Consider the following 13,350-nt stretch of genomic DNA (forward strand, 5'->3'; position numbering starts at 1 on the left):
GGGCGTCGCGGCCCTGGTGGGCGCGTTCCGGTGCGCTCCGGGTCATGGGAGGGTGCGCTCCCGGTATGGTCATGGTGCGGTCAAGACATTGTCACGATCTGGGCGAGAATTCGGGAACAGGACGAGAGGGGGTCCCGTTGTGATCCCCGGGAGGACCCAGGTGACCAACCGGGCTCCCGGAGAGGAAGCACAGACATGAGCTGGCTGTTCGGATCCGCACTCAAGTCCACGATGGTCGAGCCGGAGCGCGCCCTCGCGGGTCGTGACCGCTACCCCTACGCCGTTCCCACCACCCACACCGTCCTCGGCACCCCGCTGCAGGGCCCGTGGCCCGAGGGCACCGAGGTGCTCTACGTCGCGATGGGGTGTTTCTGGGGCGCCGAGCGCACCTTCTGGAAGATCCCGGGCGTCGTCACCACGGCGGTCGGCTACCAGGGCGGCTTCACGCCCTTCCCGACGTACGAGGAGACCTGCACCGGGCGCACCGGTCACACCGAGATGGTGCTGGTGGCCTACGACCCGTCCGTCGTCTCCGCCGAGGACCTGCTCCGCACGTTCTGGGAGTCGCACGACCCGACGCAGGGCTACCGGCAGGGCAACGACGTCGGCACCCAGTACCGGTCGGCGATCTACACCACGACGCCGGAGCAGGAGCTCGCCGCACGCGCCACGCGCGACGAGTACCAGCCGCGGCTGACCCGGGTCGGCTTCGGCCCGATCACCACGGAGATCCGGTCGGCCGACGACGCCGGCACCTTCTACTACGCCGAGGGCTACCACCAGCAGTACCTCGACAAGAACCCCAACGGCTACTGCGGCCTGGGCGGCACGGGCGTCTCCTGCCCGCGGCCGACCGGCGCCTGATCGTCCGGCGCTCGCCCGCCAGATGTACGGGCGGGTGACCGACTGTGCCCCCGCTGTCGGTCACCCGCCCGCCACGGCGTCGGCGACGGGTCCCCCGTGATCTGTCGCCGGCCGCCCTTCGGCGTCGTCCTGGCGGACCGGAGGGTCGCTCCCCCTGCCGGTCCGCCGCGAACGTATCCACCGACCGCAGGCCCCGTCCATGGCCGTCCACCTGGTGCTGGACCCGGGTCCACCTGCACGGACGTCCAGGACTGCCGCCCGCCCGTCTCGCTCCCGGGTCCCGCACCCGACAGACTGCACGGGTGACCTTCTCCGGTGTGCCGACGGCGGCCGCGTGACCCGCCCCGACCTCGCATGAGCGACACGACGACCAGCCGGACGCACGGCTCGACGACGACCGGCACGACGGCGGCCCGCATCGTCGCCGCCGCCCTCGTCTGCGGCGCGGCGATCCTGCTGTTCGCGGTCCACGTCCGCCCGCTCGGCTACGTCCCGCTCGTGCTGGGCGTGGGCCTCGGGCTGCTCGTCGACAAGCCCCTGGGCAAGGACCTCGCCCTGGTCGCGCTCGGTCAGGCGATCATCAGCACCATCTCGCTGCGGGCGGACCTGTCGAACGCCGGCATGGCGCGGTTCACGGTGGCCCTGGGCCTCGCGGTGATCGTCCCGACGGTGCTCAGCCGCCGGGTGCTGCGGGACGACAAGATCCACTTCCCCGTCCGCACGGGTCGGCGCTGGGACCGATGGCAGTGGGTGTACCTCGGCGCGGTGGTCGTGGCGGCCTACCTGATCCTCCCCGCGTACTTCCTCGGCTCGGGCGTGTGGCAGAACTGGCCCGACCTCGACGGCGCGCACGACGTGGTGCGCCTCTTCGTCGGGGTCAACGCCGTGGGCATCTGGGACGAGCTGTTCTTCATCTGCGTGGTCCTCGCCCTGCTCCGGGCGCACTTCGGCTTCTGGCTGGCCAACGTGCTGCAGGCCGCCGTCTTCGTGTCGTTCCTGTGGGAGCTGGGCTACCGCTCGTGGGGGCCGCTGCTGACCATCCCGTTCGCACTGATCCAGGGCTGGATCTTCCGCAAGACCTCGTCGCTGAGCTACGTCGTGGCCATCCACCTGACGTTCGACCTCGTCGTGTTCCTGGTGCTGGTGCACGCCCACGACCCCGCCCTGTTCGACGTCTTCCTCACCGGCGGGTCGTAGGTTGACCTGGTGACGCTGACCAACTGGGCCGGGAACTACACCTATCGCGCGGCCGACATCCACCACCCCCGCACGGTCGAGGAGCTGCAGGAGATCGTCGCGAGGTCCAGCAGGATCCGGGCGCTGGGCACCCGGCACTGCTTCAACGACCTCGCCGACGACCCCGCCGCGCTCGTCGCGCTGGACGGCCTCGAGGGCGCGCCGGAGATCGACGAGGCGGCACGGACCGTCACTGTCACGGGCGGCACCCGGTACGGCACGCTCGCCCAGCACCTGCACCCGGCAGGCTGGGCGGTGCACAACCTCGCGTCGCTGCCGCACATCTCGGTGGCCGGCGCGGTCGCCACGGCGACCCACGGCTCGGGCGACCGGTCGCAGAACCTCGCCGCGGCGGTCCGGGCGCTCGAGCTCGTCGGCCCCGACGGGGCCCTGCGGACGGTCCGGCGCGGGGACGACGACTTCGCCGGCTCGGTCGTCGCCCTCGGTGCGCTCGGCGTCGCCACCCGCGTGACGCTCGACATCGAGCCCACCTACGACGTCGCGCAGGAGGTGCACCTCGACCTGCCGTGGAGCGCGGCCCTGGAGCACCTCGACCAGATCACGGGCAGCGCCGACTCCGTCAGCCTCTTCACCGACTGGACCGGCGACACCATCCAGCAGGTCTGGCGCAAGACGCGCGTCACGCCCGACTACGCGCTGCGGACCGACTTCTTCGGCACGACGCCCGCCGACGGCCCGCGCCACCCGCTGCCCGGCATCGACCCCGTCAACTGCACGGCCCAGCTGGGCGAGCCCGGGCCGTGGCACGACCGCCTGCCGCACTTCCGCATGGACTTCACGCCCAGCAACGGCGACGAGCTGCAGTCGGAGTTCCTGGTCCCGCGCGCGCACGCGGTCGCGGCGATGGAGGCGATGCGGACCCTGGCCGACCGGATCGCGCCGTTGCTGCAGGTCACGGAGGTCCGCACCATCGCCGGCGACGACCTGTGGCTGTCCACCGCCGAGGGCGGCGACCGCGTCGGCCTGCACTTCACGTGGCTGCCTCGCCAGCCCGAGGTCGAGGCGCTGCTGCCGACGATCGAGGCCGCGCTGGCTCCGTTCGACGCGCGCCCGCACTGGGGCAAGGTCTTCATCGACGCCGATCGCGACCTGGCGCGCCTGTACCCGCGCTGGGCCGACTTCCGGTCCCTGGTCGCCCGCACCGACCCCGACGGCGTCTTCCGCAACGCCTACCTGGACCGCCACGTCCTCTGAGCCCTCGCAACGTCCGCGGATGTACGCCCCCTGACCCGTACCTGCGCGGACGTCCCGCGCTTCTCCCCCGCAACGTCCGCGGAACTACGTCCCCTGACCCGTACTTGCGCGGACGTTGCGGCGGGTCAGGAGCGCCAGCGGGTGACCTTCGCTTCCAGGTCCGCGTCGCCGACCCGGCCGGTCGGCGACAGCGTCACCACCCCGGTGCCCGGCTGCAGCCGGGGGTCGGTCGCGTAGCGGTCCGCCAGGGTGGCCTCGGCCGCCGCGTCGCCACCGTCGGCGGCCACGAGCAGCGCGGCGATCTCGTCGGCGAGGCGGTCCAGCTCGTCCGGGGGCGTCGCCGTCCCGGGCAGGGTGTCGCCCCACACGTCCCAGAGCAGCAGCTCGTCGCGCTCCCGGTGCGCGAGCTCGGTGACCACGTACCCGCGGACGAACTCGGGCCCGCACAGCTCCGGCAGCGACGGGTCGACGCCGTAGGTAGACACGTCGAGCCCCTCGGTCCGGTGCGCGAGCCACACCTCCGCGGCCGTCTCGAACGGTGCGCCGAGCCCGGTCGCCATGTCGTGCGAGTCGAACCCGAACCAGTTCTCGGCCATGTTCAGCTCGGGGTCGAACCGGACCCAGCGCTCACCGTCCCAGTACTCGCCGACGACGTGGTCGTGGTGGAAGCCGGGACGGAAGTAGGCCGAGAAGCCGACCCTGCTGCGCGCGGGGATCCCGTGCTCGCGCAGCACGCCGATCGAGAACAGCGTGTGGTCCCGGCAGCAGCCGGCGATCTGCTGCGCCGGGGTCCGGGGCGCGCCCAGCGGGCCGGCGGACCGCTTCTGGGACTCCGCCAGCAGGTGGTCGAGCCAGCGCAGGTCGATGTCGGCGTCCTGGCCGGGCTCGAGCTGGTCCGCGCCGGCGCGGTAGTGGATGACCGTGCTGCAGGCGGCCTCGTGCAGCGCTCCCGGCGCGGGCGTCACGGCGGCGAGCAGCGCGGCGTGCGGACCGGGGTCCGAGTAGCGGCTGTGGGTGGCGTAGTCGGCGAGCTCAGGCATGGGACCAGCGTGCGGCCTGCCCCAGGGGCAGGGTCAAGCGACGGGTCGGGCGACGCGCGCGACGACACCCTGGTCGGACCACGGCACGGGGTAGATCTCGCGCTCGGGGCCGGCGTGCGCGCGCCCACCGGAGGTGAACCACGTCTCGAGCGCGACGTACGCGCCGATGATCCGTGGGTACCGGCAGTCGGCCGCCGTCACGGGCACGAACGCCATCGTGTGGGCGGGCTCCCGGCGCAAGCTGATGCTGCCGACGGGGTCGACCGGTCCCTCGTACGGCACGCACACCTCGACCGGTCCGTCGCCGTCGTTGCCCACGGCGCCGTGGAACAGGACCCAGAACTCGTCGCCTCGCGTGGCGCCGCCGTCGTCGAGGAACCGTCGGATCTCCAGCACGTCGGCGGTCATTGCCGCGACCAGCTCGTCCTGCGGGACGCGCCGGGTCACGGTCGCGACCGTCCGGGCGGGCGCCGGCTCGACCACGACGTCGTCGATCCCGAACTGGCCGGCGTGCGGCTGCCCGGGCGGTCCGCCGAGCGCATGCAGGACGAGGTCGAGCTCGGGCCCGTGCTCCGCGAGCTCCCGCTGCCGACCGGCCCACCAGGACCGGATGGCGACGGCCTGCCCGGTCGGCGCGGCGAGCACGTCGGCGATCGTGCCGAGCGGCATCTCCAGCCGCCGCAGCAGCGCGATGGTCCGCGCGCGGTCGAGCTGCGCCGGGTCGTAGTAGCGGTAGCCCGTGCCGGGGTCCACCCGCACGGGCTCCAGCAGGCCGCGGGCGTCGTAGAGCCGCAGCGCCTTCAAGGACAACCCCGACCGGCGCGCGAGCTCCCCGATCGTCACCTCGCGGTCGGCCACGGCCCGAGGATAGCGACGGCCCCCTGCGGCGAGCGCAGGGGGCCGTCGCGGCTGGTTCAGTTGCTGGTGCCGACGATGTCGACGACGAAGACCAGCGTGTCGCCACCCTTGATGCCGGCCTGCGGGGCGCCGCGGTCGCCGTAGCCCAGGTGCGACGGGATCGAGAGCAGCACGCGGGAGCCCACCTGCTGGCCGACGAGGCCCTGGTCCCAGCCCCCGATGACCGCGCCGACGCCGATCGGGAAGCTGATCGAGGAACCGCGGTCGTACGAGTTGTCGAACACGCCCCCGTTCCACGACTGGCCCAGGTAGTGGACCTCGAGGTCGTCGCCGGCCTCGACGAGGGGGCCGTCGCCGCGGGACAGGACGCGCACCTCGAGCTCCTGCGACGGCTGCGCGTCCGGGAACGTGAGGGTCGGCTTCTGGCCGAAGGATCCCGATGCCTCGGGCAGCGCTGCGGACATGACGTACTCCTTCAGTGGATGACAGTGCGCGACCCATCTTGCCAAGCCCGACCGACACCCGCCGAACCGGGGGTTGACGGCGTTGGCTAATGGCATTAGCTTTTCAGTCATGGACACCATCAACCACCTGCAGCGCCCCGAGGGGCGGATCGCCTACACGGTCGAGGGGCCCGCCGACGGCCCGCTCGTCGTGCTCATCCCCGGCATGGGTGACCTGCGCAGCACCTGGCGCGAGCTCACCGGCCCCCTCGCCGACGCGGGACACCGCGTCGCCGTCCTCGACCTGCGCGGCCACGGCGACTCCGACACCACCTTCAGCACCCACGGAGACGTGGTGACCGGCCAGGACGCGCTCGCCCTCGTCGAGCACCTGGGCGGCCCGGCGGTCCTCGTCGGCAACTCGATGGGCGCGGGCGCCGCCGGCTGGGCCGCCGCCGAACGGTCCGACCTCGTCGCCGGCCTCGTCCTCACCGGCCCGTTCCTGCGCGAGCGCCCGATGCCCGCGATCGCGGTCGCCGCCATGCACGGCGTCATGCGCGTCCTGTTCGCCCGGCCGTGGGGCGCCGCGGTCTGGGCGTCGTACTACCGCGGCTACCTCAACCGCGGCACCAAGGCACCGTGGCTCGACGAGCACGTCGCCGACCTGCGCGCCGCCATGAAGGACCCCGCCCACCTGCGGTCCTTCCGGCACCTCACGGTCCAGCTGACGCACGCGCCGGTCGAGGCACGCGTGCCCGAGATCGCGGCCCCGGCCGTCGCGTTCGTCGGCGCGATCGACCCCGACTTCCCCGACCCGGCGGCCGAGGCCGAGTGGCTGCGCGGTGCGATCGACGCCGACGTCACCCTGATCCCCGACGTCGCCCACTACCCGCAGAACCAGGCGCCCGAGGTCGTCGTCCCCCGCACGCTCGCCTTCCTCGCGGACCTCCCGCGCGACGACGCCGGCCGGTTCCAGGTCCGCGCGAGCACGCGTGCCTAGGGCGGGTCTCGACCGCGCCACCGTCGTCGAGCTGGCCCTCGCGGTCGTCGACGACGGCGGCCCGACCGGCTTCGCCGACCTCACGCTGTCGGCCGTCGCGGCCCGCGCGGGCGTCGCGGTGCCCAGCCTCTACAAGCACGTCGCCGGCCTGCCGGCACTGCGCCGCGAGGTCGCACTGGTCTGCATCGAGGAGTTCGGCGACGCCCTCCGGTCCGTCGGCGCCACGCATTCGGGCGCTGACGTGCTCCCGGAGATGGCGCGGGCCATCCGGGACCTCGCGCGACGCCATCCAGGGCGTTACGGCGCCGTCCAGGGCGCTGCCTGGATCCACGACCCCGACGCTCACGCCGTCCGGGAGGCGAGCGTGCGCGTCGTGGGCGCGCTGGTGGACGCCGTCACGGCACTGGGTGTCCCCGAGGACCGCCGGATCGATGCCGTGCGCGCCGTCCGGGCCGCGGTGCACGGGTTCGTGGTCCTCGAGCTCGACGGGGGTTTCGGCATGCCGGACGACGTCGACGAGAGCTTCGCCTTCCTCGTCGCGGGCCTGGTCGGCGGCCTGGAGCGGCTGAGCGTCGGCTGACCCTGTCGGACCGGCCCGCCCGGTGCTGGGATGGGGGGCGAGCCGGGAGGAGGTGCGCCCCATGAGAGGCGTCCGGACGGGGTACGGCCTCGCCTACCGCATCGGGTTCGCGCCGTGGGAGAGCTACGGCCGCACCGCCGCGGCGGCGCTCGGTGCCCTGCTCGACCGCGAGGAGGCGGACCGGCCGCACCCGCCGGGCCGGGCGCTCGACCTCGGGTGCGGCCGGGGCCCGAAGACCCACGAGCTCGCGCGCCGTGGCTGGGACGCTGTCGGGCTCGACACCGCCGCGCACGCCGTCGAGGTKGCGGCGCGCAGCGGCCTGTCCGACGCCCGGTTCGTGGTGGGTGACGTGACAGACCTGCAGGCGCCCGGCCTGGGCACGTTCGACTTCTTCCTCGACGTCGGCTGCTTCCAGCACCTGGTCGCCGACGAGCGGGCGGCCATGGGCTCGGGCGTGTCCGCCCTGGCGAACCCCGACGCGACTCTGCTCATGCTCGAGTTCCAAGCGACGCGCATGCGCTCGTGGGTGGGCGGCGTGACGCCGGCGGAGATCCGGGCTGCGTTCGTCGGCTGGGACCTGCTCTCTGTCGACGCCGCGGACACGACCGGCCTGGGTTGGCCGCTGACCAAGACCGCCCCGCAGTGGTACCGGCTGCGCCGGGCGGCCTGACCCGTCGGGCCGAGACGGCTCAGGCCGGTGTGGCAGCCAACAGCGCACGCAGCCAGTGCAGCTGTCGGTGCACCTGGAACGCCTGACCGCCCTCGTGCTGGTTGTACGCGTACACCTCGATGTCGGTGGCGGGCCGCGCGGCCGACAGCCCGGCGTAGTGGTTGTAGGCCGCGAACACGGTCGACGGCGGGCACGTCTCGTCCCGCAGCGCCACGGAGAACAGCGCGGGTGCCGACGCCCGGCGCGCGAAGTGCACGCCGTCGAAGTACGACATCGTACGCATCGCGACGGCCTCCTGGTCGCGGTGCACGGCGAGGTACTGCACGAGCTCGCCGTACGGGAAGGCGTCCGTGATCGCGAGCGCGCGGGGGTAGTGGCACAGGAACGGGACGTCGGGCATGACGGCCACGAGCCCGTCGGCCAGCCCGCCCACGGCGATCGCGAGCCCGCCGCCCTGGCTGATCCCGGTGACGGCCACGCGCGACGCGTCGACGCCGGGCAGCGCGCGGACCGCGTCGACGGCCCGCACGCCGTCCGTGATGAGCCGCCGGTAGTAGTGGTCGTGCGGGTCGTGGATGCCGCGGGTCATGACGCCCGGGGACGCCGGCCCCGACCCGGCCGGGTCCGGCGTGTGGCCGCCGCTGCCCCACGTCGACCCCTGGCCGCGGGTGTCCATGACCAGGTGCACGTACCCGGCCGCGGCCCACGCCAGCCGCTCGTGCGCGAAGCCCCGACCGCCGCCGTACCCGATGAGCTCGACGACCGCCGGCAGCTCCCCGGACACGCCGGCCGGCCGCGTGACCCACGCCTTGATCGGATGCCCGCCGAACCCGGCGAACGTCACGTCGAACGCGTCGATCGCCGTGAGCCCGGTGTCCACCGGAGTCACCGTCAGTCCGAGGTCGAACGTTCGCGCCTCGTCCAGGGTCGACGCCCAGAAGGCGTCGAGGTCGGCCGGCTCGTCCAGCTCGGGCAGGTAGCGCTCGAGCTCAGGCAGGGGCAGGTCGAACAGGGCCATCGTGCTCCTTCGCGGCGATCAGGACAGCGTTTCCCGGACGAATTTACCGTGCCAGGAAACCGAGCAGGTCGTGGCGGGTGAGCACCCCGACCGGCGACCCGTCGTCGACCACCATGAGCGCGTCCGCCTTCTGCAGCGCCGACCGCGCGGACTCGACGCTCTCGCCGGACCCGATGAGCGGCAGCGCGGACGACATGTGCCGGTCGACCCGGTCGGACAGCTCCGCCTCTCCGGAAAAGACCGCGTCGAGCAGCTCGCGCTCGCTCACGGCGCCGGCCACCTCGCCGATCTTCACGGGCGGCTCGGCCCCGACCACAGGCATCTGCGAGACGCCGTACTCGTGCAGGATCTCGATGGCGTCGCGGACGGTCTCGTTGGGGTGGGTGTGCACCAGGTCGGGCAGCGTGCCGGTCTTGGTGCGCAGCACGTCGGCCACCGTGGCCCCCTCGTCGGCGGCCAGGAACCCGTACGAGCGCATCCACTTGTCGTTGAAGATCTTGGACAGGTAGCCGCGACCGCTGTCGGGCAGGAGCACGACGATGACGGCCTCCGCGGCGGCCGCCGGGTCCTCGTCCTGGAGCCGCCGGGCGTACCGCAGCGTCGCCTCGACCGCCATGCCGCACGACCCGCCGACCAGCAGGCCCTCCTCGCGCGCGAGGCGCCGCGTCATCGCGAACGAGTCCGCGTCGGACACGGCGATGATCTCGTCGGGGACGGTCGGGTCGTACGCGGTCGGCCAGAAGTCCTCGCCCACGCCCTCGACCAGGTACGGGCGCCCGTCGCCGCCCGAGTACACCGAGCCCGCGGGGTCGGCGCCGATGACGACCACCCGCCCGTCGGAGACGTCGTGCAGGTAGCGCCCGGTGCCGGTGATGGTGCCGCCGGTGCCCACGCCGGTGACCAGGTGGGTGACCCGCCCGTCGGTGTCCGCCCAGATCTCCGGCCCGGTCGACTCGTAGTGGCTGGCCGGACCGTTCGGGTTGGCGTACTGGTTGGGCTTCCACGCGCCCGGGATCTCCTTGGCCAGCCGGTCGGAGACCGAGTAGTAGGAGTCGGGGTGGTCCGGGGCGACCGCGGTCGGGGTCACGACGACCTCCGCGCCGTAGGCCCGCAGCACGTCGCGCTTGTCCTGGCTCACCTTGTCGGGGCAGACGAACACGCAGCGGTAGCCCTTGCGCTGCGCGACGAGGGCCAGGCCGACGCCGGTGTTCCCGCTGGTCGGCTCGACGATGGTGCCGCCCGGCATCAGCTCGCCGCTCGACTCCGCGGCCTCGATCATCTTCAGGGCGATGCGGTCCTTCACGGAGCCGCCGGGGTTCATGTACTCGACCTTGGCGAGGATGGTCGCCGTCAGGCCTGCGGTCACGGACGTGAGCTGGACGAGCGGGGTGCCGCCGACGAGCTCCGAGATGTGCTTCGCGAACTTCACTGTCCTGCGCTCCCATGGGTGGCGGGGTCGGGCCGACGTGGAGCAGTTCCGACGCGAGGCGTCAGTTGCGACCCTGCAGGATCGCGAAGAGGCGCAGGAACTCGAGGTACAGCCAGACCAGCGTCACGATGAGGCCGAACGCGGCCGACCACGCGAACTTGGCGGGCGCGCCCTTGTCGACGCCGCGCTTGATCGCGTCGAAGTCGACGATCAGGCTGGCCGCGGCGAGCCCGACGCCGACCAGGCCGGCGAGCACGCCCCAGATGCCGTTGCGGAACGGGCCGAACCCGTCGCTGGCCAGGAAGAACGACGCGACGAAGTTGGCCAGCGAGAAGATCAGGTAGCCGACGAGGCCGATGAGCAGCCAGCGCGTGAACCTCGGCGTGACGCGCACCTTGCCGGAGCGGAACAGCAACAGCGCGCCGGCGAACGTGGCGAGCGTCGCGATGACCGCCTGCGTGACGATCGGCGCCGCGGTGCCGGTCGACGTGCCCTCGACGAGGTAGTTCTGGAACAGGTAGCTGATGCCGCCGAGGAACAGGCCCTGCGCGGCCGTGTAGGCGATGATCAGCGGCGGGCTCGGCTCCTTGCGGAACGCGTTGACCAGGCCGAGGACCAGTCCGGCGAGCATGCCGACCCAGAGGATCCACGGCATGGACGGCGTGAGGTACCAGGACCCGGCCGCGATGACGACGAGCAGCGCGAGCAGCCCGCCCGTCCTGATGATGACGTCGTCGTACGTCAGACGGCCTGTGTCCCGCGTCGTGGCCGACGGGGCGTTGTACAGGGTGTCGAGCGTCGCAGCGTCGGTGGTCGCGGTGCCGGCGGTGCCGTAGGAGACCGTCGAGGCGGGCGACTTCTGACCCCGGCGCTGGACGGGGTCCTGGAAGACCGGGCTGTTGTTGAACACGGGATTGGCCATGGCGTCCTCCTGGACGGATCGGGCGCTGTCAGACAAGGCTGTCACCGTAGCGAACGTGGACAGGGGCGCGTTCGTTCCCGACATTCCTCACCTCACGAGTCCTCGGCCTTTCGGCTGGGCCTCGCTCCCCCCATGGTCCGATGTATCGCCTTGCGACCCGCCCGTAGGGTCGTCAACGGTTCTGCTCCCGACGACGAGGAACGGCTGATGATCGAGGCCCACGACCTGACGAAGAGATACGGCACGAAGCTGGCGGTGGACGGCATCTCGTTCACCGTGCAGCCCGGAAGGGTCACCGGGTTCCTGGGACCCAACGGTGCCGGCAAGTCCACCACCATGCGCATGATCGTCGGCCTCGACAAGCCGACGCACGGCAGCGTCACCGTGAACGGCAAGCGGTACGCCGAGCACCACTCCCCTCTCACCCAGGTGGGAGCGCTCCTCGAGGCGAAGGCGGTCCACACCGGCCGCAGCGCCCGCAACCACCTGCGCGCCATCGCCGCGACGCACGGCATCGGCGACAAGCGCGTCAACGAGGTCATCTCGATGACCGGCCTCGACACCGTGGCCAAGCGCCGCGTCGGCGGGTTCTCGCTCGGCATGGGCCAGCGGCTGGGCATCGCCGCGGCGCTCGTCGGCGACCCGCAGACGCTGATCCTCGACGAGCCCGTCAACGGCCTCGACCCCGAGGGCGTCCTCTGGGTGCGCAACCTGGTCAAGTACCTGGCCGCGTCCGAGGGCCGGACCATCTTCCTGTCGTCGCACCTCATGAGCGAGATGGCCGTGACGGCCGACCACCTGATCGTCATCGGCCGCGGCAAGATCATCGCCGACGGGCCCGTCGACTCGGTGATCGCCCAGGCCACACGCGCCACCGTGCGGGTCCGCTCCCCCCAGGCGACGGACCTCGCGGCCCGCCTCGCCGGGCCTGCCGTCACCGTCACGCCGTCGGAGGACGGGCTCCTCGAGATCCACGGCGCGACTGCCGTCGAGGTCGGCGAGATCGCGGCCAAGCACGGGTTCGTGCTCCACGAGCTCACCCCGCTGGCCGGCTCGCTGGAGGAGGCGTACATGTCCCTCACGTCGGAGTCGGTCGAATACCACTCCGCCGCGCTGCCGGGCGAGGTCTCCGAGCCGCACGGCGCACACGCCGCGACCACGTCCCCGACCACCGGAGAGGACGCCCGATGAGCGCCACCGTCGCCACCGAGCCGCACCGCCACACCACCGCCACCAAGCCGTACCGGCTCAGCTTCGGCCACCTCCTGCGCGGGGAGTGGATCAAGTTCTGGTCGGTCCGCTCGACCATCTGGACGCTGGCCATCTTCCTGATCGCGACGGTCGGACTGGTCGTGCTGATCAGCCTGGCGTACGTCAACGCCCCCAGCCCCGAGCAGGGCGGTCCGCCCGACGCCAGCGACGCGCTCGGTCCGCTGAGCTTCGCCGTGACCCTGGGGCAGCTGGCCCTGGCGGTCCTCGGCGCCCTGACCATCACGAGCGAGTACACGACCGGGATGATCCGCTCGAGCCTGACGGCCGCCCCCAAGCGACTTCCGGTGCTGTGGTCCAAGGCGATCGTGCTGATCGTCGCGGTCTTCGGTGCCGCGCTGGTGGCGGTAGCGGCCGGGACAGCCCTCCAGTGGCTCTTCTTCGACAGCAAGGGGCTGTCGGTCGACTTCAGCGACCCGGACATGATCCGGCCGCTCGTCGGGACCGCCGTGTACCTCGCGACGATCTCGCTGTTCTCGTTCGCCCTGGGCGCGCTCATGCGTCACTCGGCGGCAGCGATCGCGACCGTGCTCGGGCTGCTGCTCGTCGCGCCGATCCTCTTCAGCTCCATCCCATGGAAGCCGCTGACCTACATGTTCCCGTTCTTGCCGGGAATCGCGGGGCAGCAGCTCACGCAGACCGACGCCCAGCTGGAGGCCGCCGCGGCGTCCTCGACGATCGGCGCCGACCTGACGGCGTGGCAGGGCTACGGCGTCCTCGTGCTCTGGGTCGTCGTCGTCCTCGGGGCCGCGGCCGTCCTGCTGAAGAAGCGCGACGCCTGACGCACACACCGAAGGGGGCGGTCC

Annotated in this window: 14 protein-coding genes; 8 read left to right on the plus strand and 6 right to left on the minus strand. The window is 72.5% G+C overall.

The genetic code is table 11. From position 1 onward, the window contains the following. Window positions 1–195: 195 nt before the first annotated feature. The 3 genes from msrA to AC1DQC_RS12450 all read left to right on the plus strand — a co-directional run bounded on the left by msrA (window position 196) and on the right by AC1DQC_RS12450 (window position 3,315). Complete coding sequence (gene msrA, locus AC1DQC_RS12440) at window positions 196–864, plus strand: peptide-methionine (S)-S-oxide reductase MsrA (protein ID WP_477051551.1); 669 nt, start codon at window positions 196–198, stop codon at window positions 862–864. A gap of 354 nt (window positions 865–1,218) precedes the next feature. After that, window positions 1,219–2,061, plus strand: a complete 843-nt coding sequence (locus tag AC1DQC_RS12445) for a lysostaphin resistance A-like protein (protein WP_477051552.1) — start codon at window positions 1,219–1,221, stop codon at window positions 2,059–2,061. Window positions 2,062–2,070: 9 nt separating this feature from the next. Continuing rightward, window positions 2,071–3,315 (plus strand): D-arabinono-1,4-lactone oxidase, encoded by a 1,245-nt coding sequence (locus tag AC1DQC_RS12450; protein ID WP_477051553.1) that lies wholly within the window; start codon window positions 2,071–2,073, stop codon window positions 3,313–3,315. A 125-nt stretch (window positions 3,316–3,440) separates the two neighbouring features. On the opposite strand, the gene AC1DQC_RS12455 is transcribed toward AC1DQC_RS12450, so the two are convergent. The 3 genes from AC1DQC_RS12455 to AC1DQC_RS12465 are packed head-to-tail and all read right to left on the minus strand — an operon-like array spanning window position 3,441 to window position 5,677. After that, window positions 3,441–4,355 carry a transglutaminase-like domain-containing protein gene (locus tag AC1DQC_RS12455; RefSeq protein ID WP_477051554.1) on the minus strand — a complete coding sequence of 305 codons (915 nt, stop codon included), beginning with the start codon at window positions 4,353–4,355 and terminating at the stop codon, window positions 3,441–3,443. A gap of 33 nt (window positions 4,356–4,388) precedes the next feature. Further along, window positions 4,389–5,213, minus strand: coding sequence for a MerR family transcriptional regulator (locus tag AC1DQC_RS12460; RefSeq protein WP_477051555.1), 825 nt, complete (start codon window positions 5,211–5,213; stop codon window positions 4,389–4,391). Between the two features lie 56 nt (window positions 5,214–5,269). Then, window positions 5,270–5,677 (minus strand): FKBP-type peptidyl-prolyl cis-trans isomerase, encoded by a 408-nt coding sequence (locus tag AC1DQC_RS12465; RefSeq protein ID WP_477051556.1) that lies wholly within the window; start codon window positions 5,675–5,677, stop codon window positions 5,270–5,272. 109 nt (window positions 5,678–5,786) lie between these two features. Here AC1DQC_RS12465 and AC1DQC_RS12470 point away from each other — a divergent pair, with 109 nt between their 5' ends. From AC1DQC_RS12470 to AC1DQC_RS12480, 3 genes are all read left to right on the plus strand, one after another. Next, window positions 5,787–6,656, plus strand: a complete 870-nt coding sequence (locus AC1DQC_RS12470) for an alpha/beta fold hydrolase (RefSeq protein WP_477051557.1) — start codon at window positions 5,787–5,789, stop codon at window positions 6,654–6,656. Further along, on the plus strand, window positions 6,649–7,236 hold the full coding sequence (locus AC1DQC_RS12475) for a TetR/AcrR family transcriptional regulator (protein ID WP_477051558.1): 588 nt from the start codon (window positions 6,649–6,651) through the stop codon (window positions 7,234–7,236). The genes AC1DQC_RS12470 and AC1DQC_RS12475 overlap by 8 nt, the downstream gene beginning before the upstream one ends. 61 nt (window positions 7,237–7,297) lie before the next feature. Next, a complete protein-coding gene (locus AC1DQC_RS12480; RefSeq protein ID WP_477051559.1) occupies window positions 7,298–7,906 on the plus strand; it encodes a class I SAM-dependent methyltransferase in 609 nt (202 codons plus the stop codon). Window positions 7,907–7,925: 19 nt separating this feature from the next. Here AC1DQC_RS12480 and AC1DQC_RS12485 read toward each other — a convergent pair whose 3' ends face one another. The 3 genes from AC1DQC_RS12485 to AC1DQC_RS12495 all read right to left on the minus strand — a co-directional run bounded on the left by AC1DQC_RS12485 (window position 7,926) and on the right by AC1DQC_RS12495 (window position 11,275). After that, window positions 7,926–8,924: an acetylxylan esterase gene (locus AC1DQC_RS12485; RefSeq protein ID WP_477051560.1), complete on the minus strand. Its 999-nt coding sequence runs from the start codon at window positions 8,922–8,924 to the stop codon at window positions 7,926–7,928. Between the two features lie 43 nt (window positions 8,925–8,967). Continuing rightward, a complete protein-coding gene (locus tag AC1DQC_RS12490; RefSeq protein ID WP_477051561.1) occupies window positions 8,968–10,353 on the minus strand; it encodes a cystathionine beta-synthase in 1,386 nt (461 codons plus the stop codon). A gap of 61 nt (window positions 10,354–10,414) precedes the next feature. After that, window positions 10,415–11,275, minus strand: a complete 861-nt coding sequence (locus AC1DQC_RS12495; RefSeq protein ID WP_477051562.1) for a Bax inhibitor-1/YccA family protein — start codon at window positions 11,273–11,275, stop codon at window positions 10,415–10,417. Between the two features lie 207 nt (window positions 11,276–11,482). On the opposite strand from AC1DQC_RS12495, the gene AC1DQC_RS12500 reads away from it, so the two are divergent. Both AC1DQC_RS12500 and AC1DQC_RS12505 read left to right on the plus strand, forming a co-directional pair. After that, complete coding sequence (locus tag AC1DQC_RS12500; protein ID WP_477051563.1) at window positions 11,483–12,466, plus strand: ABC transporter ATP-binding protein; 984 nt, start codon at window positions 11,483–11,485, stop codon at window positions 12,464–12,466. Then, complete coding sequence (locus AC1DQC_RS12505; RefSeq protein ID WP_477051564.1) at window positions 12,463–13,326, plus strand: ABC transporter permease subunit; 864 nt, start codon at window positions 12,463–12,465, stop codon at window positions 13,324–13,326. Before AC1DQC_RS12500 ends, AC1DQC_RS12505 begins: the two co-directional genes overlap by 4 nt. Window positions 13,327–13,350: the final 24 nt, after the last annotated feature.

The organism is Cellulomonas sp. P4_H12 (genome assembly GCF_056400905.1).